At 61.4% G+C, this 24081-nt stretch carries 22 protein-coding genes; 15 read left to right on the top strand and 7 right to left on the bottom strand.

Annotated features, from left to right (window positions below; genetic code table 11):
• Positions 1–531 carry an NfeD family protein gene (locus EJA70_RS07075; protein WP_158830276.1) on the bottom strand — a complete coding sequence of 177 codons (531 nt, stop codon included), beginning with the start codon at positions 529–531 and terminating at the stop codon, positions 1–3.
• A gap of 174 nt (positions 532–705) precedes the next feature.
• On the opposite strand from EJA70_RS07075, the gene EJA70_RS07080 reads away from it, so the two are divergent.
• Together EJA70_RS07080 and EJA70_RS07085 are read left to right on the top strand one after the other, a co-directional pair.
• Positions 706–1167: an aminoacyl-tRNA deacylase gene (locus EJA70_RS07080; RefSeq protein WP_053116446.1), complete on the top strand. Its 462-nt coding sequence runs from the start codon at positions 706–708 to the stop codon at positions 1165–1167.
• A gap of 156 nt (positions 1168–1323) precedes the next feature.
• Positions 1324–1569 carry a DUF2789 domain-containing protein gene (locus tag EJA70_RS07085; RefSeq protein WP_158830277.1) on the top strand — a complete coding sequence of 82 codons (246 nt, stop codon included), beginning with the start codon at positions 1324–1326 and terminating at the stop codon, positions 1567–1569.
• Between the two features lie 3 nt (positions 1570–1572).
• On the opposite strand, the gene EJA70_RS07090 is transcribed toward EJA70_RS07085, so the two are convergent.
• Together EJA70_RS07090 and EJA70_RS07095 are read right to left on the bottom strand one after the other, a co-directional pair.
• Positions 1573–1854, bottom strand: coding sequence for a type II toxin-antitoxin system RelE/ParE family toxin (locus EJA70_RS07090; RefSeq protein WP_158830278.1), 282 nt, complete (start codon positions 1852–1854; stop codon positions 1573–1575).
• A complete protein-coding gene (locus EJA70_RS07095) occupies positions 1851–2129 on the bottom strand; it encodes a CopG family ribbon-helix-helix protein (protein WP_158830279.1) in 279 nt (92 codons plus the stop codon). The genes EJA70_RS07090 and EJA70_RS07095 overlap by 4 nt, the downstream gene beginning before the upstream one ends.
• Before the next feature lie 201 nt (positions 2130–2330).
• On the opposite strand from EJA70_RS07095, the gene EJA70_RS07100 reads away from it, so the two are divergent.
• From EJA70_RS07100 to pgaD, 11 genes are all read left to right on the top strand, one after another.
• A complete protein-coding gene (locus EJA70_RS07100) occupies positions 2331–2759 on the top strand; it encodes a MarR family winged helix-turn-helix transcriptional regulator (RefSeq protein ID WP_008080307.1) in 429 nt (142 codons plus the stop codon).
• The gene (locus EJA70_RS07105; RefSeq protein ID WP_158830280.1) at positions 2756–4819 is read left to right on the top strand and encodes an FUSC family protein; all 2064 of its coding nucleotides are present in this window, start codon (positions 2756–2758) and stop codon (positions 4817–4819) included. The genes EJA70_RS07100 and EJA70_RS07105 overlap by 4 nt, the downstream gene beginning before the upstream one ends.
• Positions 4816–5025: a DUF1656 domain-containing protein gene (locus EJA70_RS07110; RefSeq protein ID WP_007917703.1), complete on the top strand. Its 210-nt coding sequence runs from the start codon at positions 4816–4818 to the stop codon at positions 5023–5025. The genes EJA70_RS07105 and EJA70_RS07110 overlap by 4 nt, the downstream gene beginning before the upstream one ends.
• Positions 5022–5924, top strand: a complete 903-nt coding sequence (locus EJA70_RS07115; RefSeq protein WP_158830281.1) for an HlyD family secretion protein — start codon at positions 5022–5024, stop codon at positions 5922–5924. The genes EJA70_RS07110 and EJA70_RS07115 overlap by 4 nt, the downstream gene beginning before the upstream one ends.
• Positions 5921–7363, top strand: coding sequence for an efflux transporter outer membrane subunit (locus EJA70_RS07120; RefSeq protein WP_158830282.1), 1443 nt, complete (start codon positions 5921–5923; stop codon positions 7361–7363). The genes EJA70_RS07115 and EJA70_RS07120 overlap by 4 nt, the downstream gene beginning before the upstream one ends.
• A 93-nt stretch (positions 7364–7456) precedes the next feature.
• On the top strand, positions 7457–8092 hold the full coding sequence (locus EJA70_RS07125; protein WP_158830283.1) for an NADH:ubiquinone oxidoreductase subunit N: 636 nt from the start codon (positions 7457–7459) through the stop codon (positions 8090–8092).
• A gap of 319 nt (positions 8093–8411) precedes the next feature.
• Positions 8412–9917: a YdgA family protein gene (locus EJA70_RS07130; RefSeq protein ID WP_158830284.1), complete on the top strand. Its 1506-nt coding sequence runs from the start codon at positions 8412–8414 to the stop codon at positions 9915–9917.
• A 258-nt stretch (positions 9918–10175) separates the two neighbouring features.
• Positions 10176–12656 carry a poly-beta-1,6 N-acetyl-D-glucosamine export porin PgaA gene (gene pgaA, locus EJA70_RS07135; protein ID WP_158830285.1) on the top strand — a complete coding sequence of 827 codons (2481 nt, stop codon included), beginning with the start codon at positions 10176–10178 and terminating at the stop codon, positions 12654–12656.
• Between the two features lie 12 nt (positions 12657–12668).
• On the top strand, positions 12669–14666 hold the full coding sequence (gene pgaB / locus EJA70_RS07140; RefSeq protein WP_158830286.1) for a poly-beta-1,6-N-acetyl-D-glucosamine N-deacetylase PgaB: 1998 nt from the start codon (positions 12669–12671) through the stop codon (positions 14664–14666).
• Between the two features lies 1 nt (position 14667).
• On the top strand, positions 14668–16023 hold the full coding sequence (pgaC, locus tag EJA70_RS07145) for a poly-beta-1,6-N-acetyl-D-glucosamine synthase (protein ID WP_008080296.1): 1356 nt from the start codon (positions 14668–14670) through the stop codon (positions 16021–16023).
• Positions 16020–16547, top strand: coding sequence for a poly-beta-1,6-N-acetyl-D-glucosamine biosynthesis protein PgaD (gene pgaD / locus EJA70_RS07150; RefSeq protein WP_158830287.1), 528 nt, complete (start codon positions 16020–16022; stop codon positions 16545–16547). The genes pgaC and pgaD overlap by 4 nt, the downstream gene beginning before the upstream one ends.
• Positions 16548–16636: 89 nt before the next feature.
• Here the strand turns inward: pgaD and EJA70_RS07155 are convergent, their stop codons facing one another.
• Entirely contained in the window at positions 16637–18163 is a 1527-nt protein-coding gene (locus tag EJA70_RS07155; protein ID WP_158830288.1) for an FAD-dependent oxidoreductase, read from the bottom strand.
• 139 nt (positions 18164–18302) lie between these two features.
• Here EJA70_RS07155 and EJA70_RS07160 point away from each other — a divergent pair, with 139 nt between their 5' ends.
• Positions 18303–18863, top strand: coding sequence for a YbhB/YbcL family Raf kinase inhibitor-like protein (locus EJA70_RS07160; protein WP_158830289.1), 561 nt, complete (start codon positions 18303–18305; stop codon positions 18861–18863).
• Positions 18864–19319: 456 nt separating this feature from the next.
• Positions 19320–20714: a PLP-dependent aminotransferase family protein gene (locus EJA70_RS07165; protein ID WP_045123082.1), complete on the top strand. Its 1395-nt coding sequence runs from the start codon at positions 19320–19322 to the stop codon at positions 20712–20714.
• Positions 20715–20725: 11 nt separating this feature from the next.
• Here EJA70_RS07165 and panB read toward each other — a convergent pair whose 3' ends face one another.
• From panB to EJA70_RS07180, 3 genes are read right to left on the bottom strand one after another with little or no spacing between them, the layout of a single operon-like run.
• Positions 20726–21544, bottom strand: a complete 819-nt coding sequence (gene panB, locus EJA70_RS07170; protein WP_158830290.1) for a 3-methyl-2-oxobutanoate hydroxymethyltransferase — start codon at positions 21542–21544, stop codon at positions 20726–20728.
• 43 nt (positions 21545–21587) lie between these two features.
• The gene (locus EJA70_RS07175; RefSeq protein WP_158830291.1) at positions 21588–22841 is read right to left on the bottom strand and encodes an ATP-grasp domain-containing protein; all 1254 of its coding nucleotides are present in this window, start codon (positions 22839–22841) and stop codon (positions 21588–21590) included.
• Complete coding sequence (locus EJA70_RS07180) at positions 22822–24081, bottom strand: methylaspartate mutase (RefSeq protein WP_158830292.1); 1260 nt, start codon at positions 24079–24081, stop codon at positions 22822–22824. Before EJA70_RS07180 ends, EJA70_RS07175 begins: the two co-directional genes overlap by 20 nt.

Here is a 24081-nt window from a genome sequence, read left to right on the forward strand (position 1 = left end):
TCACTCTCCGAGCGGCGCCGCGTCAGCCGCGGCCACTTGCAGCAACAATCCCTTGCGAGCCACCACGCGCACCGTTTGGCCGGTGTGCAAAGGGGTGGCGCTGAGCACTTGCCAGCGTTCGCCTTGCAGTTGAATCCAGCCATTGCGCGCATCGCCCGGTTGCACGGTGGTGATCGCGGTGACGCTGCCGAGCAGGCCGGCATCACCGCTGACGGCTTGGCGCGGGCGGGTTTTCAAGGCCCGGATCACTAACGCTACCAACAGCAGCGCGCTGACCAAGCCAAGGCCGATCATCATCGGCACCGGCAATTCGGCGTTGCTCAGAATCAGCGCGCCGATGACGAACATGATGATCCCGCCCAGGCCGATCACGCCGTAATTGAGCAGAGCGGCTTCGGCGATCAGAAACACGATGCCGAGGGTGATCAGCCATAGGCCGACCGGGCTCATCGCTGGCAACGAGCTCTCGGCGGCGAAAGCGGACGCGCTGCTCAGCAGGAGCAAGGCAAAGACACAACATCGGCTGTTCACGTGACTCTCCATGAGCGTCAGTGGCGGGTTCTTTCAGTCTAGTTCAGGGTTGGGCTGTATGAATTTTGATCAATGTGCGGATGTGTCCGATGAGCGGATTTCCCTTCACCAGCGGCCCGCCGAACTAGACTCAAAGACGCAGCAACAACCTTCCGCGCGACACCGAGGTGCATCATGCGAATGGCAAAAAAGGTGCAAAGCAGCCTGACCCGGGCGCATTGCGAATATGACGTCGTTGCTCATCGACATTCATCCAGCAGCCTGGAAACCGCGCGCGTCGCCGGGGTGCCAGCGGAACGGGTGGCCAAATCGATCATCCTCGACGACCACCACGGGCATTACCTGATGGCCGTGCTGCCGGCCAGCCGTCATCTGGATCTGAGCAAGGTGCGCAACAGCGGCGAATGGCAACTGACCCGCGAAAGCAATCTGGCGCATATTTTCGACGACTGTGAACGCGGCGCGGTGCCGCCGTTGGGCGATTCCTACGGGCTGGACATGGTCATCGACCCGTTGCTGACGCGGCAGAAGGATATTTATCTGGAGGCGGGCAACCACAATTACCTGCTGCACATGAGCATGCCGGAGTTTCTGAAAATGGTGCCGCATGCCGAGGTGCGGGAGTTGAGTCATTAGGCTTTTGTGGCATTTTCATTGACGCCTTCGCGGGCAAGCCCGCTCCCACAGGGGTTCTCAGGTGGGCACAAAATCTGTGATCACCTCGTACTCATGTGGGAGCGGGCTTGCCCGCGAATGATCTTCCATTCACCGCTAATTCCAAGGATCACTGCAATGGAAAACCCAAACCACAGCCTCCCATCTCTCTTCAAACAACTCGGCCTGGACAACGACCCGGTCAGCATCGACCAATTCATCGCCACGCATTCCCCGCTTAAACCCGAGCTGCACTTGGCCGATGCGTTTTTCTGGACGGAGAGCCAGTCGCAGTTTTTGCGTGACGAGATTCTGGATGATGCCGATTGGGCGGAGGTGGTGGATCAGTTGAATGTGTTGTTGCGCAAGGGGCGGGCGGGCTAATCGCTACTTTGGGAAAGGCCAGGCCCGTGCCGTATGAACCAGCGCCATAATCCAGATCACATCCTGATCTGGCTGGTAGACAAGACGGTAGCTGGGGTGGGGAATTAATTCGCGAGTGCCGGCAATGATACCAACCGGGCCAATTTTGGGGTTTTGGGCCAGGCGTGAAGCCGCTTCGGTGAAGCGGCGATCCATGTCGAGCGCTGCGCCTGGATTTTCTGCGTGAAGGTAGTCCCAGATTTTTTCGCGATCCTGTACGGCATTTTTACTCCAGATAATCTTCATCCTTGATTTTCTACCTGCCTGCGCCTGGCGGCGAATTGCGCTTCAACTTCCTCGTTGGAAACGCCTTCACCGGCTGCCATCGATTCTCTTGCAAGGTCGACTTTTCGTTGCAGGAAGACTTCGTATTCCCGGGCTTCCTGCTGTGTGCGAACAAACTGGCGCATCATTTCTCGCATGATCTGCGAAGCAGGACGATGGGATGCCTCCGCCTCAGCCATGAATTGCTCACGCAGCTCCGGCTCGAGCTTCATTGTAAAAACGGCTTGTTTTGACATCTGCAGATTCCTTCAAGGTTTTCGGTACTGACGAGGTATATACATCGTCATCACATGGTTTAGAAAGCTTCTGTTTGTGCGAGCGACCAGTGGAGCATTTTGTTTCAAAACTTGACTGAAATTCCCCTCCAATGCGATATTGATAGTTAGCAAACTAACAGTGTGCATTTTCCCGTGTCCGATTCCCTCGACGCTCTCCAGATGAACATCAGCAGTGCCATGGTGGTGGCCGCCAGGCATTGGCGGAAGATCTGCCAGACCACGCTGGTCAACTATGGAATCTCCGAAGCCTGCGCCGTGCCGCTGTTGATGATCGGCCGTTTGGGCGAGGGTGTGCGGCAGGTGCAGGTAGCGCAGGCGGCCGGGATGGAGAGTCCGTCGCTGGTGCGTCTGCTCGATCAGTTGTGTCATTCGGGTTACGTCTGCCGTACCGAAGATGCCCACGATCGCCGCGCCAAGTGTCTGAGCCTGACCGACACCGGTCGTGAACTGGTGCAAGCGGTGGAGATCGAACTGGTGCGTCTGCGTCATGAAGTGCTTGAGGGCATCGACCAGAGCGATCTGGAGGCTACGCTTCGGGTACTCAGAGCTTTTGAGGCGGCCAACCCGCCATTGGTGGTTAATTCTTGAACGGTTTTTTCTCCGGCATTCCGCCGGCCCGGGACTGGTTCTACGGGGTGCGGACTTTTGCAGCGTCGATGATCGCGCTGTACATCGCCTTGCTCATGCAGATGCCGCGTCCGTATTGGGCGATGGCGACGGTGTACATCGTCTCCAGCCCGTTCCTCGGCCCTACCAGTTCGAAAGCGCTATACCGTGCGATTGGCACCTTTCTCGGTGCGGCCGCGGCGGTGTTTTTTGTGCCGATGTTCGTGCAGAGCCCGTATGTATTGGTGGTGGTCATCGCGCTGTGGACGGGGATTCTGTTGTTCATGTCCCTGCATTTGCGCACAGCCAACAGCTACGCATTGATGCTCGCCGGTTACACCCTGCCGCTGATTGCCTTGCCGGTGGTGGATAACCCGCTGGCGGTGTGGGACGTGGCCGAGGCGCGCACTGAGGAAATTTTCCTCGGCATTGCTGTTGCCGCCGTGGTCGGTGCGATGTTCTGGCCGCGACGCTTGGCGCCGGTGTTCAACGACGCCGTGAGCAAGTGGTTCGCCGACGCAACCACCTACAGCCTGAAATTCCTCAGCCGCGACGTGCAGCCCGAAGAAGTCACCGCGCTGCGCATGGCCATGGTCGCCAACTTCAACAGCCTCGAATTGATGATCGGCCAGTTGCCCCACGAAGGCTCGCGACCGCAAACCGTGCGCAACACCAAAGAATTGCGCGGGCGGATGATTCATCTGTTGCCAGTGATTGATGCGCTGGAAGATTCGCTCTACGCCCTCGAACGGCGCACGCCTGAGCTGGTGGAAAAATTCGAACCACTGCTGGTCGCGACCCGCGAATGGCTCGGTCATGAAGACGCCGATCTCGACCGTTGGCAAGCGCTGAAAGATCAGCTCGAAGCCCTGCAGCCGAGCGCCGAAGCGTTGGAAGATCGCCGGCAACTGCTGTTCTCCAACTCGATTTATCGCCTCGGTGAATTCATTGATTTGTGGCAGGACTGCCGCAGCCTGCAGGACGCGATTGTCTGCGAGCGCCAGGACAACTGGCGCGCGGTTTACCGTCATTGGCGACTGGGTCGGCTGACACCGTTTATCGACCGTGGGCTGATGCTTTACTCGGTGGCCTCGACCATTCTGGCGATCATCACCGCCTCTGTGCTGTGGATTCTGCTCGGCTGGCCGGACGGCGGCAGTGCGGTGATTCTGGCAGCGGTGGCATGCAGTTTCTTCGCCTCGATGGACGACCCGGCGCCGCAGATTTATCGGTTCTTTTTCTGGACCGGCATGTCCGTGCTGTTCGCCAGCCTTTATCTGTTTTTGATTCTGCCCAACCTGCACGACTTCCCGATGCTGGTGCTGGCGTTTTCCATCCCGTTTATCTGCGTTGGCACGTTGACGGTGCAGCCGCGCTTCTACCTCGGCATGCTGCTGACGCTGGTCAATACCTCGTCGTTTATCAGTATTCAGGGCGCTTACGATGCGGACTTTTTCGCCTTCGTGAACTCCAACCTGGCGGGGCCGATCGGTCTGTTGTTCGCGTTTATCTGGACGCTGGTGGCGCGCCCGTTTGGTGCCGAATTGGCAGCGAAACGCCTGACCCGTTTCAGCTGGAAAGACATCGTCCACATGACCGAGCCGGCCAACCTTGCCGAGCACCGCAAATTGGGTGTGCAGTTGCTCGATCGGCTGATGCAGCACCTGCCGCGTCTGGCCCTGACCGGCCAGGACACCGGCATCGCCATGCGCGAAGTGCGCGTCGGTCTGAACCTGCTCGATTTGCTCGCCTACACCCCACGGGTCACCGGCGCGCCGAACGCTTTGTTGCAGCAGGTGGTCAGTGAAGTCGGTGAGTATTTCCGCGCTTGCCTCAAGGCCGGCGAACGCTTGCCGGCGCCGGCCCCGCTACTGATGACCCTGGATCGCACCCGCCGTGCGCTCAATGGCCACGGCGACGATGAAACCCGTCTGAACCTGTTGCACGCCTTGAGCGGTTTGCGTCTGGCGTTGCTGCCCGGCGTTGACTTCGTTTCCAGCGCCGAGCCCGAAGAACCGCTGCCCGATGGAGCGCCCCTATGATCGGTGATCTGGACATCAGCGGCATTTTCCTGCCGACCTTGCTGGTGTTGATGGGCATCACTTATGTGCTGTTTTTGTTGGTGCATGCCGTGCTTACGCGCGTGCACTTTTACCGTCTGGTCTGGCACCGGGCATTGTTCAACGTGGCGCTCTACGCGGTACTTCTGTACGGCGTGGACTCACTCAGTCGATACCTGATGACATGAAAAAACCGTTTTTGACCATCGGTCGCGTGGTACTGACCCTGCTGATCGTGACTTTTGCCGTTGTCCTCGTCTGGCGCATGGTGATGTATTACATGTTTGCGCCGTGGACCCGCGACGGCCACATTCGCGCCGACATCATCCAGATCGCCCCGGACGTGTCCGGGTTGATCCAACAGGTTGAAGTGAAAGACAACCAGTTGATCAAGCGCGGTCAGGTGCTGTTCAGCATCGATCAGGATCGCTTCAAGCTGGCGTTGCGTCAGGCCAAAGCGGCTGTGGCTGATCGCGAAGAAACCCTCGCTCAGGCTCAGCGCGAAGCCAAACGTAACCGTGGCCTCGGTAACCTGGTGCCAGCCGAGCAATTGGAAGAAAGCCAGTCGAAGGTCGCCCGGGCGCAATCGGCACTGGCCGAAGCCACGGTTGCGGTGGACAGCGCCCAACTCAACCTCGATCGCTCGGTGATTCGCAGCCCGGTCGACGGCTACGTCAACGACCGCGCGCCGCGTCCGCAGGAGTTCGTCACCGCCGGGCGTCCGGTGTTGTCGGTGGTCGACAGCAATTCGTTCCACATCGACGGCTATTTCGAAGAGACCAAACTCGACGGCATTCATGTCGGTCAGTCGGTGGATATCCGCGTGATCGGCGACCGCGCCAAACTGCGCGGGCATGTCGAAAGCATCGTCGCCGGTATCGAAGACCGCGACCGTACCAGCGGCAGCAACCTGCTGCCCAACGTCAACCCGGCGTTCAGTTGGGTGCGGCTGGCGCAGCGGATTCCGGTGCGGATTGCCTTTGACGATGTGCCGGAAGATTTCCGCATGATCGCCGGGCGCACTGCCACGGTATCCATCATCGAAGACTCGAAAGTCGACGATAAAAAGCAGGAGCCCGCGCAATGAGCAGGGCCCTGATGATCGCCGGGTTGGGCGTGATGCTGTCGGCGTGTCAGATGGTCGGGCCGGACTATCACGTGCCTGAGAATTCGGCGGTTCAGCGCAAGGATTTTCAGGGCGAACTGGCCGTCGACGGTAAGCCTGTGGTCTCGGCGCCGGTGCCGGCGGATTGGTGGCGACTGTATAAAGACCTGCGCCTCGATCAACTGGTGCAGCAAGCGATGGCCTCCAACACCGATCTGCGTGTTGCGGCGGCTAACCTGCAACGCGCCCGCGCTCAGGTCGACGAAGCCGAAGCGGCCGGTGGCTGGAGTGCTGGCGTGAAAATGGGCGCCCAGCGTTTGCAGGAGTCCGGACAGGCGTTCTTGTTGCCGGAGAAAGTGCCGGTGGACAACGTTGGCGATATCGGTATCAGCGCTTCGTATCAGTTCGATCTGTGGGGCACGTTGCAGCGCGGCATCGAAGGCGCCAAAGCCAACGCCGACGCGACCCAGGCCGCTGCCGACACCGCACGCATCACCTTGGTGGCCGACGTGGTTCGCGCCTACACCCAAGTCTGCGCCGCCAACGAAGAGCGCGAAATCGCCCAGCACTCTCTCGACCTGCAATCGCAAGGCACCACGCTGATTCAGCGTCTGCGCGACGCCGGGCGTGGCGATGAAACCCAGGTCACCCGTTCGCAAACCCAATTCAAATCCCTGCGCGCCGACATGCCGCGCTATGAAGCCGCGCGTCAGGCCGGGTTGTACCGTTTGTCGATGCTGCTGGCGAAACCGGTCGATCAATTGCCGGTCGGCACGGCGACTTGCGCTGAACTGCCGAAAATCGCCCAACTGGTGCCGGTCGGTGATGGCGCCGCGCTGCTCAAGCGTCGCCCCGATATCCGTCAGGCCGAACGGCGGCTGGCCGCCGCGACTGCCGGGATCGGTGTCGCCACGGGCGAGTTGTATCCGGACATCAGCATTGGCGCGACGATCGGTACGGTCGGTCTGATAGACGACTTGGGTGATCCATCGACCAACCGCTGGGGCTTCGGCCCGTCGCTGAGCTGGAAAGTGCCGACCAACGGCGCCCGCGCGCGCATCCGTGAAGCTGAAGCGACCACCCAAGGCGCGCTGGCGCATTTCGATGGCGTGGTGCTCAACGCCATTCGCGAAACCCAGACTGGCCTCGCCCAGTACAGCGCGCTGCTGCAACGTCGCGACGCGCTGGCCGATGCCGAGCAGTCGGCGAAACTCGCGGCAGACCAGACGCACCGCTTCTTCCAGGCCGGCCGCGAGTCGTTCCTGGCTGATCTGCAAGCGACCCGCACCTACACCGATGTCACCGCGCAACTGGCCGCTGCCAACACCCAGGTTGCGATGAGCCAAGTCGATTTGTTCCTCGCCCTCGGCGGCGGTTGGGAAAGCGGACGAACGCACGCTCCAAGCCCCGGCAAACCCTGAGGCCGTTGCTATGCTTTGAAGTGTTGGAAGGGCGCCCCGTGCAAAGCACCCTTCCAGCGCACATTGCTAGCGCTGGTCTAGGGGAAACCAATAATGAAAAACCCTTACGCTCTCGGCTTCTGGTGCGCCCTCGCAGCGCTGGTGCTGCTTTCGGCCACCTATTTCTACGGCATCATGCTGGCCCACCAGATCGACAAGGCCATGATCTTTCTCGACAGCACTGTCGCGCTGATCGCGGTTATGGCGATCGTCGTGGTGGCCTGGGCTTCGATTCAGGTTCAGCGCGTCAAGAAACGGCAGCTTGAACAGGGCAAGACCCTCGTGCTGATCTGGGACACCAAAGTCGCCCTGCGTCGGGTCGAAACCGTGTTCGACCGGTATTTCTGGGGCAGCTACTGGCAGCCGGGACGAACGTTCGCCGAAGTCATGGGCGAACTCACCGGTACACCGCTGGAAAAAAGCCTCGAAGCGCTGAAAAAACAATGCCTGGAACTCGACAAGCAGATTGATGACGAGGGCTGGCACTGGCTGAACAATGCCCGTGAATTGTCGGATGTCGCCACAGCCATGGCCCGTGAGCGTTATCAGCTGGATTTCTGTGACCCGCGCGCTGATGGGCCGGGTGGGGCGGTGATTGATCGGGATTTCGAAGTGCTGGTCTACACCTGGACCGCGCGACTGAAAAGCTTTGATCATCAGCTGGATGAGATCGAGGTTCAGTATTCCTGATTCTCGGCTGAATCATCTGGCCTCATCGCTGGCAAGCCAGCTCCCACAGGTTGACGTGGTGTGCACAAATTTTGTGTTCGCTGAAGATCCCTGTGGGAGCTGGCTTGCCAGCGATGGCAGTTTTGCTAACTGCGAAACTCTCACTGCCTGTCGGTTGTCCATTCTCCCCATAGACACTCTTTCACCTTTAAACGTTGGGCCGTCTTGCGCGCCCGGTGCTAATCTCCATCGCTGAATTCAGCGCAGTCGAGCCGCGACCCGGTCACGGGTTCAGGGAAGACGACCACACTCACAGCCACGGAAATCGATCAGGTCATTCATGAATAAATCAGCAGGCGTGCTTCTCGGAATTGTTGTTGCCATCGGCGCGATCAGCGCAGGCGGGGCCTGGTACACCGGGACCAAGATCGAAGGCGTGTTGAACAACGCCGTCAGCAACGCCAACAAAGAGCTGCAGACCGCCATGGCCGGCTCCAACGGCACCGCGTCGCTGGAACTGGTGTCGCTGGAACGCCACACCTTCACCAGCACCGCGCACTATCGCCTCAAAGGTGAAGGCGAGATGTTTGGCGACAAGCCGGTCGAATTGCTGTTCGTCGATCACATCGAACACGGCCCGCTGCCGTTCTCGCGTCTGGTGTCGCTGAAATGGCTGCCGGTCATGGCCACCAGCAACTACGAGCTGGAAAAGAACGCCGCCACCGAGAAGTGGTTCGCCGCGACCAAAGGCGCCTCGCCGCTTAAAGGCGTGACCAACATTGGCTACGATGAATCCACCACCAGCACCCTTGATCTGCTGCCGTTCGAAACCGCGCTGGATGAGCAATCGAGCCTGAAATTCTCCGGCCTGACCATGAACATCTCCGCCAGCGCCCAGGCGCAGAAGGTCAAGGCGGACGGTTACATGGACAACCTGAAACTGGTCACTGTGGCCGAAGATCAGGCGCCGGTGCAGGTTGAACTCAACGGTCTGACCCTGGCCAGCAACCTCGCCAAGAGCAGCTACGGCTATTACACCGGGGAAAACACCCTGGTGCTGACCAACAGCAAAACCACCTTCGGCACCAAGCAATCGGTGCTCGGTGTGAAGAACTTCGAAATGAAGAACCTCACCGAAGAAAACGGCAGCAATGCCTCCGGCCGCGCGGACTACAAAGTTGGCGAAGTGTCGCTCAACGACAAGAAAATCGGTTCGGCGAACATGGCCATGAGCCTGAAAAACCTCGACATCCCGTCGACGATGTCGCTGATGCAGATCTACCAGACCAAACTGCAGCCGTACGAAAAAGCCGCCGCCGAGGCTGCAGCTCAAGGCTTGCCGGCTCCGGAGCTGAACCTTACCGAAGCTGAAAACGCCCAGGTCAAAGCCGATCTGCAGAAACTGCTGGCCGCCGGCCCACAGTTCGCGCTGGAAAACCTCTCGTTCAACACTGCCAACGGCGAGAGCAAAGCCAATCTGGTCATCGACCTGACCAAACCGCAATCGATGGATTTGCCGCCGGATCAGTTGGGCAAACAGCTGATCGCATTGCTTGATCTGAATATTCAGGTGTCCAAGCCGATGCTGGTCGATTTGCTCAGCGTGCAGGCGCAACTGGATGGCCAGACTGACGCCAAAGCCATCGTCGACCAGTCCAAGGAAGCGGCGGACATGTTCGCCGGTATGGCAGTCGGTTCGCAGTTGGCCGTGGTCGACGGTAGCAACGTCGTGACCAAACTGCATTACGCCGCCAATCAGGTCGAATTCAACGGCCAGAAGATGACCGTCGAGCAGTTCGTCGGCTTCCTGATGAGCAAGTTCGCCGGCGTCACGCAAGTGCAGTAATCCTGCGCTCTTAATAGCAACGCCCGGCCTCTGTGTTGAACAGACGCCGGGCGTTTTGCTGTCTGGCGTTCGGGTTTTGGCTGTTGCGGCGCAACCGTCGTGACGATTCTGAACAATTGTTGTGTTCTGAATTCTGGTCTACGCTTGCGTGCAAGACTGCCTGACTAAGCTTGGCCGTTGGATGTGCATTGGCGGCCACCGTTACGAATGGGCAAGGAGGGCATTGCGACCCGGCTGGCCATGTAAGGATGCTGACGAATGCCGCGTATTGATGTTCCTGTATTGCATCGTGGTTTACGCCCTTTGTTCCGTGTTGCGCTGTGCAGCCAGTTGCTCTGGCCGGCGCTGGCGTTTGCCGACACACCCTACGATCAGATGGTGCGCGACGCCCGTGCCGGGCAAACCACGCCTGCGCTGACGGTGCTGCGTCAGGTGCCGCCGGGCCAGTCGACCACCGGGCAGATCAGCGATCACCTGCAAATCGCCAGTTGGGCCGGGCTCGACGCTGAAGTGGTGCAGGTCTATGAAACCCAGGGTCGCGATCGCGTCTTGCCGGTGCAGGCGCTGACTGCAACGGCGCGCGCCTATCGCAACCTCAAGCGCTGGGATCAGGCGACCCAGGTCTATAACAAGGCCCTGGCGCTGGAACCGGACAACGCCGACCTGCAACTGGGCCTGGCCCTGACGCAGGCGGATGCCGGCAAGCCCGACGAAGCGGTGACCCGCGCCAAGGCGCTGGTCGCAGCCAAACCCGATGATCCTTCCCGTCGCCTCGCGCTGGGCTATGCACTGACCCGCGCGGGCAAGCAATACGACGCGCTGTTCGAATACGATCAGGCCTTCAAACGCGCCGGCAGCAAACCGGAAGTCGCCCGCGAATACGTGGTCGCTTTGCAAAAAGCGCGACTGCCGGAGCCAGCACTGCGCCTGGCCAATCAACGCCCGGGGCTGATTGATCCGGTCACGCTGCGCCGCCTCGAAGGCGACCTGGCCGCCGAACGCGTGCGCCTCGCCGAACTCGCTACCCGCAGTGAAAAAGAACGCTACGTCATCGCCGACCGCGCGCTGGCCGACTACGACAAACTGCTCGCCACCTGGACACCGGACGCGACCGCGCATGACGACGTCACCCGCTGGCGCATCGACCGCATGGGCGCACTCAAGGCCCGCGCGCGCACCGCCGACGTCATCACGGAGTACCAGAAGCTGCAAGCCGAAGGCGTGAAGATTCCGACCTATGCCTTGCGTTGGGTGGCGGCGTCTTATCTGGATCAGCGCGAACCGGAAATCGCCACCGACCTCTATCGCCAGGTGCTGGCTGCACCGGACGCCGATGTCGGCGACCGCCTCGAAGACACCACCGCGCTGTATTACGCGTTGCTGGAAAGCGACCGCGCCGACGAGGCACGTAAAGTGGCGGAAGACGCCGCCAAGTCGCAGCGCCCGCGTATCGAGCTCAAGGGCTTGCCGATCGGCAACCCCAACGATGAATGGATGGACGCCCAGCAACTGGCGGCACAGGCCGGCACCTACGGTTCCGACTTGCCGCACGGTGAAGAGCGCTTGCAGACCCTGGTCGATCAGGCCCCGGGCAATATCGGCTTGCGCCTGGCCCAGGCCGATTTGTACCTGGCCCGCAACTGGCCGCGCCGCGCAGAAATGCAGCTCAAGGAAACCGAGAGCATCGTGCCGCGCGACATGGGTCTGGAAATTGGCCAGGCGCACACGGCCATGGAGTTGCAGGAATGGCGGCAAATGGATGCGCTGACCGACGACGTCGTCGCGCGTTACCCGGACAACCGTCAAGTGCAGCGTCTGGCGCGTGAGCGCGAAGTCCATGACATGTCCGAGCTGCGCGTCGAAGCTTACGGCGGCAAGGCCAACGGTGGCGGCAGCAGCGGTGCCGGGGCGGTCAGCGGCAGCCGCGATTTCGGCATTCAAAGCACGCTATACAGCCCGCCAATCGATGAAGACTGGCGCGTGTTTGCCGGCGTCGGATACGCCACCGGCGACTTTGCCGAAGGCACCGGCAACCATCGCTTCCAGCGTGTCGGCCTGGAGCGGCGCACCCGCGACATGACCCTCGAAGCCGAAGTCTCCAATCACGATTACGGCTACGGCGACAAACAGGGCGCGCGTCTGGCGATCGCCCGCGACATCAACGACCACTGGCAGTACGGCGGCAGTCTTGAATACCTCTCGGCTGAGACCCCACTACGCGCGCTCAACAGCGACATCAAGGCCAACGGCGGCAGCGGTTTCATTCGCTGGCGCGCCAACGAAAGCCGCGAGTGGCGTCTGGCGGTGAGCCCGTCGCATTTCAGTGACGGCAACAACCGCGTCGAAGCTTTGCTCACGGGTCGCGAAGGCGTTTACAGCGCGCCGAATGTGCAGGTCGACGCCGGTCTGGAGGTCGGCACCAGCCACAACTCCAAGTCGGATGACGTGCCGTACTTCAACCCCAAATCCGACTTCAGCGTGATGCCGCTGGTCAACGTCAATCACGTGCTCTACCACCGCTACGAAACTTCCTGGAGTCAGCAATTCCAGGCCGGCGCGGGGACGTACAGCCAGCGTGATCACGGCACCGGCGGCATGGCCCTGCTCGGTTACGGGCAACGCTATGCCTGGAACGACGTGTTCGAGGTGGGCGGTTTGTTCAGTGTGATCAACCGGCCCTACGACGGTGATCGGGAGACCGATCTGCGTCTGCTCGTCGACCTCACTTTCCGCTTCTAGAAGAGTTTGAAGATGCCTTTGATTTCGCGTTTCATCCTTCTGCTGGGAGTGCTGCTGATCAGCGCCTGCGCCCAGCAAGCCCCGGCCTTCGCACCGCCGTCCGAGCGGCCGCTGGCGGCCAGTGAAAAACCGTGGCCGAAAAATCACGTGCTCGGCATCGCCTATCACGACATCGAGGATCGCGACCCCGATCAGGCCGTGGTGGCGGTGCGCACCGAACGCATGATCGAGCAACTCGCGTGGCTGCGCGAAAACGGCTACAAGCCGGTCACGGTCGACCAGATCATGGCCGCGCGCAAAGGCGGCCCGGAGCTGCCGGCGAAAGCGATTCTGCTCAGCTTCGACGACGGCTATTCGAGTTTTTACACCCGCGTGCTGCCAGTGCTGCGCGCCTACAACTGGCATGCGCTGCTGGCGCCGGTCGGCAGCTGGATCGACACACCGCTCAATCAACCGGTGGATTTTGCCGGTGCGCCGCGTGCGCGTTCCGACTTCCTGACCTGGGATCAGGTGCGTGAAATCTCGCAATCGGGTCTGGTGGAAATTGCCGCGCACACCGACGCCAATCACAAAGGGATTCTGGCCAACCCGCAAGGCAACATGCAGCCTGCCGCCGCGACACGGCGCTACGATCCCGTCACTAAACGCTATGAATCCGAGGCCGATTTCCAGGCGCGTATTCGCACTGACGTGAACAACATCTCGGAGAAAATCCGCAAGGTCACCGGCAAGAAACCGCGTGTCTGGGTCTGGCCTTACGGCACGGCGGACGGTACTTCGCTGACCGTGGTCGGCGAACAGGGCTACGAAATGGCCCTGACGCTGGACGACGGCCTCGATGCCCTCGACAACCTGATGAGCAGCCCGCGCTTCCTCGTCGCTTCCGATCCTGACGGCGAACATTTCGCCAACAGTGTCGTCGGGGTGCAGTCGGATTTCACCATGCGCGTGGTGCATGTCGATCTGGACAATGTCTACGACCCGGACCCGGCGCAACAGGACATCAACCTCGGCAAGCTGGTGCAGCGCATGGCTGACATGGGCGCCAACACGGTGTTCCTGCAGGCCTTCGCCGATCCGCAGGGCGACGGCCTGGTGCATTCGCTGTACTTCCCCAACCGCCACTTGCCGGTGCGCGCCGATATTTTCGACCGGGTCGCCTGGCAACTGCGCACCCGTGCCCACGTGAAAGTCTTCGCGTGGATGCCGGTGCTGAGTTTCGGTCTCGATTCGAAGCTGCCGCGCGTCACCCGTTGGGACCCGAAAACCGGCACCACATCGGTCGACCCGGACCAGTACAAACGCCTGTCGCCGTTCGATCCGGAAGTACGGCGGATCATTGGCGAAATCTACGAAGACGTCGCGCGCCTGACCTCGGTCGACGGCATTCTTTACCACGATGATGCGGTGCTCTCGGATTTCGAGGACGCCAGCCCTGAAGCCTTGAAAACCTACGCCGCCCAAGGCTTGCCAAGCTCAATCGCCGCCCTGCGCGACGATCCTGCCGCGATGCAGCGCTGGACGCGCTTCAAGAGCAAATACCTCATCGATTTCACCAATGAGCTGACCGCCAAAGTCCGCGCGATTCGTGGTCCGCAGGTGCTGACCGCACGCAACATTTTCGCCGAGCCGATCCTCAATCCGCAGAGTGAAGCGTGGTTTGCGCAGAACCTCGACGACTTCCTCGCGACCTACGACTGGACGGCGCCGATGGCCATGCCGCTGATGGAGAAACAGACCCAGGCAGAGTCCGGCCCCTGGCTCGAAGCCTTGGTGGCCACGGTCAAGAAACGCCCGGGGGCGCTGGATCGCACAGTGTTCGAATTGCAGGCACGTGACTGGACGAAAAAGGATCAAGCCGACATCGACGGTGCGCATCTGGCGGACTGGATGGGCCGTCTCAAGCGTCAGGGCGCGACCAGTTTCGGTTACTACCCGGACAACTTCCTCGACAACCTGCCGGACCTGAAAACCGTAAGGCCTGCGCTCTCCAACAAATGGAATCCATAACATGCTGGATAGACTGTTAGCCCTGCTTGTTCTGGCGATTGTCCTCGGCGTTCCGCTGGGGCTGATCTTCCTGGTGACCGGGCAGTTCCTGATGGACTTCGTGTTCTTCTACCCGTTGTTCATGTCCGGGTTGTGGATTGCCGGTGGCCTGTATTTCTGGCTGCACTGGGAGCGGCATTGGCCGTGGAAGGACGACACCTTGCCGCCGCCGCTGGAAGGCGAGCCGCTGATTTCGATCCTGATCCCTTGCTACAACGAAGGGGACAACGCCGCCGACACCATCCACGCGGCGCTGGCCCAGCATTACCCGAACATCGAAGTCATCGCGATCAACGACGGCTCCAAGGACAACACCGCCCAAGTGCTCGACGCACTGGCCAAGGAAGACCCTCGGTTGCGCGTGCTGCATCTGGCGGAAAACCAGGGCAAGGCAGTGGCCCTGCGCATGGGCGCGATTGCCGCGCGCAGCGAATATCTGGTGTGCATCGACGGCGACGCGTTGCTGGCGCCGAACACGGCGGCGTATCTGGTCGCACCGATGCTGGATAACGCGCGCCTTGGCGCGGTGACCGGCAACCCTCGGATTCGTACACGTTCGACGCTGGTCGGGCGGGTACAGGTCGGCGAGTTCTCCTCGATCATCGGCCTGATCAAGCGCACGCAACGGGTGTTCGGGCGGATCTTCACCGTGTCCGGGGTGATCGTCGCGTTCCGCCGTACCGCGCTGAACCGGGTCGGTTACTGGAGCCCGGACATGATCACCGAAGACATCGACATCAGCTGGAAGCTGCAACTCGATCACTGGAGCATTTTTTACGAGCCGCGCGCGCTGTGCTGGATTCTCATGCCGGAAACCCTCGGCGGCCTGTGGAAGCAGCGTCTGCGCTGGGCTCAGGGCGGCGCCGAAGTACTGTTCAAGAACATTCGCGGCATCTGGCAGTACCGCCATCGTTACCTGTGGCCGCTGTTGTTCGAATACTGCCTGTCGACCGGTTGGGCGTTCACCTTCCTGCTGTCGGTGATCTTCTGGGGCGTCGGCAAATTCGTGGTCATGCCTGAAGCGATTGCGGTGGATCACCTGATGCCGCCGGCGTTTACCGGTCTGCTGCTGGCCTTCGTCTGCCTGGTGCAGTTCGCGGTCAGCATCATCATCGACCGGCGCTATGAGCCGGGGCTGGGCAAGACCATGTTCTGGGTGGTCTGGTATCCATTGGTGTTCTGGCTTATCAGCCTGCTGACCACGCTGGTCAGCTTCCCGAAAGTGCTGTTCGGCCAACATCAGAAACGTGCGCGTTGGGTCAGCCCGGATCGGGGTATCAAACCGATTGGCGACGACGAAGAGGAGGTCATCAAATGAAAATCATCCGGACTCGCCAACGGCCCTTCCTGGTTGTGGTCGACGTGATCCTTACGGTCATTGCCTGGGTTGGCCTGTTGTTTCTGCTGATTCGCGGCTTATGGCCGTTGATCGAAACGCACGCGGGCGGGCCGCGCATCGACAACTCGGCGTTCGATGCGCTGGGTACCTTGCAGATTTACCTGTGGGTGGCGTTGGTCAACGCGGTGATTCTTATCAGTTGGGCGCGTTACCAGCAGCGCAAAAGTCGCAGCTTCGCCCAGCGCCGTTTGCCTTCGCCAGTGATCGACGATGAAGGGCTGAGCAAGAGCTTCAAGCTGTGCGATGACCGCTTTCAGAAATTGCGCACCCCCGGGGTGATGACCATTCACAACGATCAGGAAGGCGATATCAGCCATGTGGTGACGCATTTCTGGCCAGTGCAGCAGCAGGAACTGCCACCGCCGCTGGCACCGCTGGAGCATCCGCGGGTGATCTTTCTGCATGCCGAAGACGACGACAACCGCGAGCCTCTGCCCCGCTAACCGCACGAACAATCCAACCCCTGTAGGAGCTGCCGCAGGCTGCGATCTTTTGATCTTTAACGTCAAAAGATCGCAGCCTGCGGCAGCTCCTACAGGTGGATGATCAGTGTTCGGGCTTCTGCCATCGGCAATGGTTGTTTCATGCGTTCGGCGAGCAAAGCCATGGCGCGTTCTTTTTCGCAGGCGACTGCTGCGACTAGCACACCCTTTCTGCCGAACAGCCCAATAAACGGCGGGTGCTCCGGCTCGCCGAGAAATTCGACCTCATCCCAGTGTTCGGCATAACCGAGGTAGTCGTAGTTCTTGCCGAAATGCCAGGTCCAGAAAAACGGCACGTCCAGATAATGTTCCTCACCGCCGAGCATGTTCGCGGCGGCGATGCGCGCGTGCTGCTGGGCCAGGCGCCAGTGTTCGATGCGTTGCGGCAGGCCGTTCAACGGGAAGGTGGCGATGTCGCCGATAGCCCACAGTCCTTCGCTTACACGCATGCCGTCATCGACGCGCAATGATTGATCTTCTTCTCTCGGCAGCGACGCAAACGCCTGCGTGGCCGGGTGTACGCCGACCCCCGCCAACACCAGATCCGCCGACAACCGCAGGCCATTGTCCAGCAGCACGGCCTCTACTTTGCCGTCGCCGATGATCTCTGTCGCTTGGTGATCGGTGATGAATTTCACGCCTTTTCCTTCGTGCAGTGCGCGGATTGCTTTACCCACCGCCTCGCCGAATTGCGCCGCGAAAGGAATATCGTGGCGCGCCAGTACCGTGACGTCGAGACCATGCTGGCGCAACGCCGAGGCGCATTCGAGGGCGATGAAGCTGTCGCCGATAATGACCGCGCGCTGATCGGGGCTGGCCGCTTTCATGATCTGCTCGGCCTGGGCTTTTGAGCGCAGTAAAAACACTTGTGGCAGGTCGGCGCCGGGCAGCTTCAAGGGATTGGGCTCGCCACCCGTGGCCAGCACGGCGGCGTCATAACTCAACGTCTGGCCATCATCGAGATGCAGGGTTTTTGCTGTGGCGTCGAGTGAGACGACTTCACCGTGCTGGCGCTCGATACGTTGCTCTCTATAGAAAGTTTCATCTCGCAGCGCTGGGGTTTCCTGCGGCGACATTTCTCCGGCGAGGACAAATTTGCTCAGCACCGTGCGGTCGTAACCGGCAGCAGGCTCGCGGTCGATCATCAGGATGCGCCCACCAAACCCTTTCTCCCGCAGGGCTGCCGCGCACGCCGTGCCCGCCGCTCCGGCGCCGACAATCACGAACGTCCGTGGGTCGTCCGCCGGCGGTGTGTGCGGATCCGGCAGCGGTTGGTCGTCGACCCAGACCTCCTCGCCGCGCAGCTCCAGCGGGTAGCGCTTGAGGCTGTCGAGGGCCGGCGGTTCGCACAGCGCGCCGTCCTCCGCACGAAAAGCCGCTTTATGCCATGGACAGATCAGCCGTCCACGGCACAACGCGCCCTCCGCCAGTGGCGCGCCGGCATGCGGGCATTCGCCTTGAAACGCCCGCAATTGGCCGGCGGTGCGCAGCAGGACGATCTTGCAATCGGCGATTTCGACTTGCAGACCACGGTCTTCAGGAACATCGGCGACACGGGCGACTCGATGCAGGGACATGTTCGGCTTCCTCGCAGGCATTTCTCTTACGAGTTTGCGCCACCGTGTGAGGTTCAGCCATTTGCCACTGCCACGGCACGAACGGTACAGCTATAGTTTGCAGGCCGACGATGGCCCAACTGCACAAGGTGCTCCCGGAATGACCCGATTGACCTCTCTCAACCCATGGCTGGCGGCGCTCGCTGTCACCCTTTGCGTGCAGTTTCCGGCGCAGGCCCAGGAGCGTTTCACCCTGAGCATCCCTGGCGTGTCCGATAACCGCTTGTTCACCTCAGCGGCTGCCAGTGATGCCGCCGGTTGCGGCGGCAAGAACCAGTCGCCGGCGCTGAGCTGGAACGCCGGCCCTGCAGCGACCCAGAGCTACGCGATCGTCATGCATGATCCGGACGGGCAGAAAGGCCTGGGCGTCGATCACTGGATTCACTACGGCATCAAGGCCACCACCCGGCAGATTGCGGCAGGTGTCGGCGCCAAGTCGGCGTTGGAAGGCGTCGGCGGTACCAACAGCAAAGGCAACACGCATTACATGGGGCCTTGCCCGCCGGTAGGCGACAGTGCGCACCACTACATCATTCAGATCTACGCCCTGGACCTGGCCCCGGACGCCTTGCCCGCCGGCCTGACCCGCGCCGAGTTGATGGAAAAAATCAAAGGCCATGTCCTGCGCAACAGCAGTGCCGTGCGGCGTTATCACCGCTGATGAAACGCTGAAAAAAGTGCGCGCTCCGTTCGGGGCGCGCGCTAACGGTTGGCGTCGGCCGCTGAAAGCGAGCACTATCCCAGCGCCCCCCCTTCGCGCTGCAGGCCCATTCGCAGGCTCGTGCTGACGGTCTGTTCCTCGCCTCGCGCCGATGCGGGTGTACGCTACCCTTTGCAAACGGGTTAACCCTGAACGCTGGAAATGGTCACCGGGACTGTCGAAGATGCCATGTGTCTGGCACTCGATGCGGGTCCGGGGAGAATGCCGTGCCGATCATCTTCGGGCACATGTGTGACTATCGAAAACGCCCACTGCTGAAAACGCTTTTAGACCGACTGGCATCTGTACGATGTCCGAGCGTTGGCATGGATGGCCGAGTGCAAGTGTTTGCCCCGTGGTCTTGACCTCGAGGGGCGAGCGCAGTACCTAACGCACCAGGATTTAAAGCGATTGAGCATGAACCCAAGTAAAGATTCGACATTTGCCTACCAGGCTGTTTACCGCTATCTCGTCGAACTGATCGAAGCCGCGAGTCCCGAGGGAGAGCAGAAACTGCCGTCACTGCGTCAACTGGCGCAGCGTTTGAACGTGTCGGTGTCCACCACCAAATACGCCTATTCACTCCTGGAAGACCAGGGGCGGATCTACGCCCGACCGAAGCTCGGTTACTACACCCGGGCAATGCCTTCGGCACTGGTCAGCGAGGGTTCGCCGAACCTGCTCGACAGCGTTTTCGCCAGTGCCCGGCAACCCGGCATGCTGGCGCTGAGCAGTGATGCCCCGGCCATGTTGTTGTCGCTGGAAAATCCATTGCTGATGACCGAGCGCGAGCTGACGCGCCAATATCCACGCAGCCATGCGCCGCTTTATCAACCGTTTGGCGAAACCGAGCTGCGCAGTGTTCTGGCTGATCGCTACACCCGTTCGACGCGCTGCTACTGGCGTGCCGAACACGTGTATATCGGCTCCGATTTGCGCAGCGTGCTGGAATTGTCCCTCGAAGCCCTGCAATTGACGGGCACCGTGGCGCTGGTGGAGTCGCCGTGTTCCTGGGCGATTTTGCGCCAGTTGCATGCGGCGAAGATCCGCGTGATCGAAGTGCCGTTGGGTGACGATGGCCGCTTCGACTTGCCGCAGCTGCAACTGTTGTTGCAGCGCGAGCCCATCAGCCTGGCCGTGTTGTCGTCGACGGTGAGTATTCCCCACGGCAGCCTGATGCCTGGCGAAGATAAAAAACTGATCTGCCGCTGGTTGGCCGAGCGGCGTATCTGGCTGTTTGAAAATGACAGCTACGGCGAGTTCTGTTTCGAGCCGGGCGCTACCCGTTATCGTGATTTTGCCGACCCCGAGCGCCTCGTGGTGTTTTCGACGTTCGACAAGATCATCGGCTCGGAAGCCCCTTATGGCTATGTGTTGAGCCGGTTTCAGGGGCCCGAGCTGCATCGTCTTTTTCTCGAGCGAGCCTTTCGCCTGTCGCCGATTCGGCAGAAGGCGATTGCCCGCTTGTTCACCACGCGACGCATCGATCAGCACACGCAGATGTTGCGCAGCCTGTTGATCGGGCGCATGCAGCGCATGCAAGGCATGCTGCACGAGCACACCGAAGGCCAGTTGCGCATCGTCGCGCCGCTGGGCGGTGCGGCGTTCTGGGTCGAGGCGACGCGGCCGGTGAACATGCGCCGGGTGTTCGAGCGTCTGTTGGCCAAACGCATCGTTATCGCTCCCGGCGAAATATTCAGCCAGCAAGGGGCCTGGCAGCATCACCTGCGCCTGAGCTACACCATCGACTGGAGCAAGGACATTACCCAGGCGTTGAAGATGCTCACTCAGGCCATTCAGGATGAAAGCTGAGGCCCTGACGTTCAATTGATGCCGTAGCAGTGCTTGGGCTCGGGGAAGGTACCGTCGCGAACTTCCGCAGCAAACGCTTCGCACGCCTGCGTGATCAGCGCGCCGACATCGGCGTACTGTTTGACGAAGCGTGGCACATGATCGCCACCGAGCCCGAGCATGTCCTCTGTCACCAGCACTTGGCCGTCGCACGCCGGTGAAGCGCCAATGCCAATGGTCGGCATTGGCGAGAAGTCGGTGACCCGGCGTGCGACCCCTTCGGCCACCCCTTCAAGCAGCAGGCTGAAAGCACCGGCTTCAAGGTGCGCGCGTGCATCGGCTTCAATCGCCAGCGCGGCAGCCTCGTTCATGCCTTGGGCCTTGAAGCCGCCCATGGCGTTGACGTACTGCGGCATCAGGCCGATATGCGCCATTACCGGGATGCCCCGTTTGACCAGGAACTCCACCGTGTCGGCGAGCACCGCGCCACCCTCCAGCTTGATGGCGTCGCAGCCAGTGCGCGCCATCACCTGCGCACAATTGCGATAGGCCTGCTGGGGCGATTCCTGATAGCTGCCAAACGGCATGTCGGCGATCACACAGGCCAGCCGTGTGCTGCTGACGACGGCGCGGGTGTGCGCGATGATTTCCTCCAGGCTCATGTCGAGGGTCGACGTGCGGCCATAACCGACCATGGCGGTGGAATCCCCCACCAGGATGAAGTCGACGATGGGGTCCATCAACTTGGCGATATGGCTTGTGTATGCAGTCAGGGAGACAATTTTCTGTTGCCCCTTCATCGCGACCAGTTGAGGAACGCTCAGTCGTTTGGTTCGGGTATGCAGGCTCATGGCTCTCTTCCTTGTTAAACCCCGTTGTCAGGGGTGTCTGTGGTTACAACCAGTCCCTTTCCCATCCACGCCACGCGGCGTAATCGGCGTCGATGCGTTCGAGCAACGGGTGCAGCAAAAACACCGCGCCCGGGGAGCTGTTCAGGTCAATGGTGGGGGCCATCCTTGCCCCCTCGGCGAAACGAAACCTGACGTTATGAAAACTCGGCAGGCTTTCCAGGCGCTGGCGCGCCTGGCTCTGCGCGAACAGGCCCGGGCGATGGGCAATCAGGTTCAGGCACTTGGCGTGTTGCAGCAGCCGATAACGCTTGGGCCATTGCGCCAGGCGCAACGGGTCGAGATAGCTCAGGCACGTCAGCGCCACTTGATCGTTGCCAGTGGCGGCTTGCAGCGCGGGCGGGCAAGCCAGGCCGGAGAGCCGCGCGCCGCTTTCCAGCAGGCGCGGGCCGTCGGCGGTCAGAATCAGTTCGGTGTGCGCAGGGCCGTGCACGATGCCCAAGGCATCGAGCACGCCTTGCACGTACTCGATCAATGCTGGCAGCTGCGCAGCTTCGGCCGGCACCAGGTCTTCGCGGTCGTAGATTTTGCGGCCATCGGCGGCGAAGGTTTTCGAGCATTTCCAGACGTCGGTGATCCAGTGCTCGCCCTGATGGCTCACGCTGTTGATCACGTATTCATCGCCGCTCAGGTATTCCTGCAACAGCAGGGCTTCGTTGTTGAGCATCATCAGGTTGGTCGCACCGAGGATCGACTCGACGGCCGCCTGCAATTGCCGCGCATCGTCGCAGATGAACACGTTGTCGGAACCGGCGCTGTCCAGCGGCTTGGCGACCACGCGGGTGCCGCCGCGTGCCTTGAACCAGGCCAGTGCCTCAGCCATCGATCGGGTGCGCAGTTGCGCCGCCACGGGCAGGCCGGCCTGCGCCACGTGCTCGGCCATCAGCGATTTGTCACGACGCGCGGCGGAGGTGGCCGGATCGTTGCCGGGCAGGCCCAGCCGCGCGGCCAGCAAATCGGCCAGTTCCACGCCGAATTCACTGCCGGTCAGCACCGCCGCCGGTTGTTGCGCGGCGAGTGTCGCGACCAGTGCATCGAGGCCTGCGTCGGCGACGCTGTAGTCCTCGGCAAACAGCTCTTTCGGGCAGCTCGCCGCAAAGGCATCGGGCATGTGCGCGCGCGAGCGTACATGCAGCAAGCGGCGTTGCCCGGCGAGTGAGCGCGCCAACAGCGCGCCGGTGGAATAGGCGTCGACCAGAATCAACGGCGCCAGGCTTAAATCAATGCAAGGGTTGGTCATAACGATTCACCGTGTAATGCAACATCTGAAACAGTTCGCTGGAGCTGACGCCGGGGCCATTCAGCGACCAGCCGCTGCTGCGGGGCAACGGCAGGCTGCCGGTATTGCCCCAGCGCAGCGCGCCCTTGTCGTCGATGCGGGTGGTGGCGCGGCCGGGGTTGTCCGGGTGCAGGCAGTAAGGGATGTCGAGCAAGCCGCGCGCGAACGCCTGGATCAATGCCAGGCCGATGTCGGCGTGCAGATTGCGCACGGTGTCTACCAGTTGCCGCGCTTCGAAGAGGGTTTCCTGGTAGTAACCGGCGCTGCTCGCGTCGATCGTCGGCAGGTCGCCGGCGGCCACGTCGGCGGCCATGCGCAGGGCGTCGAGGTTGTCCTCGACGGACGGAATCTGCCGCGACTCGGCGACAGTCTTGACGATCAGCCGCTCGCAACCGGCGGCGCGGGTCAGGCGCGCGCTGTCGCAAATCAAGCGCCGCGCGCCATGGTTGGTCGTCGGAAACACGCCCATGTAGGAATACACCACGACATGCCAGTGATCGCCGTCCAGATACTCGGCGGCCAATTCGCGCAGGGCCTGCAAGGCGCCGAAATCCTGCTCCATCGAGGTGCCCTGGGCATAACTGAGCGAAACCCCGCGAACCCCGTGCTGGCGGAAAAACAGCGCTTCGAGCAGTGTCATCGCTATCAGTAAAGAGGGCGGGCACAACTGCCCCAACAGGCAGCCACCAAAACTCTCGATATGCGCATGCTCGGTCGCGCCCGCCAGCAGCTGACAACTTTCGGCCCAGGCGCTGACCGCCTCGGCCAGCGGCAAGCGGCTGTACGGCATGCAATACGACACCGGGCCGCCTTCGGTAGCGTCGAGGCCCAAAGCGGCCAGGCGCTGGAACACATTCTGCGGTTTGGCGGTGCCGTGGCGGATCTGGATCGGAAAGTCTGCGCCATACAGCCCGGCGAGCATGCTGCGCACCGCTTCGATCGGGTGGCTGATGATCGGGAAACCGTTCATTGGCGCCGAGCTGTTGAGGCACTGCAGCGCGCTCTGGTAATCGCCGACCCGCGTGTAGCTGTCGAGGGTGATGGTGCCGATGGCCGCGCAGGGCAGGGCGGCGACACTGGCCAGCCCGGCGCGCATCTGGCCCAGTGCGCCAAAGCCCATGCGCGGCTGCACCACCAGCTCGTCGCGGGCGCGGGCACGCTCGATGAATTGTTGAAAATGGCCACCGCTGAACGCTGTCAT

The sequence above is a fragment of the Pseudomonas sp. PB103 genome, assembly GCF_009764635.1.
Taxonomy (GTDB): Bacteria; Pseudomonadota; Gammaproteobacteria; order Pseudomonadales; family Pseudomonadaceae; genus Aquipseudomonas.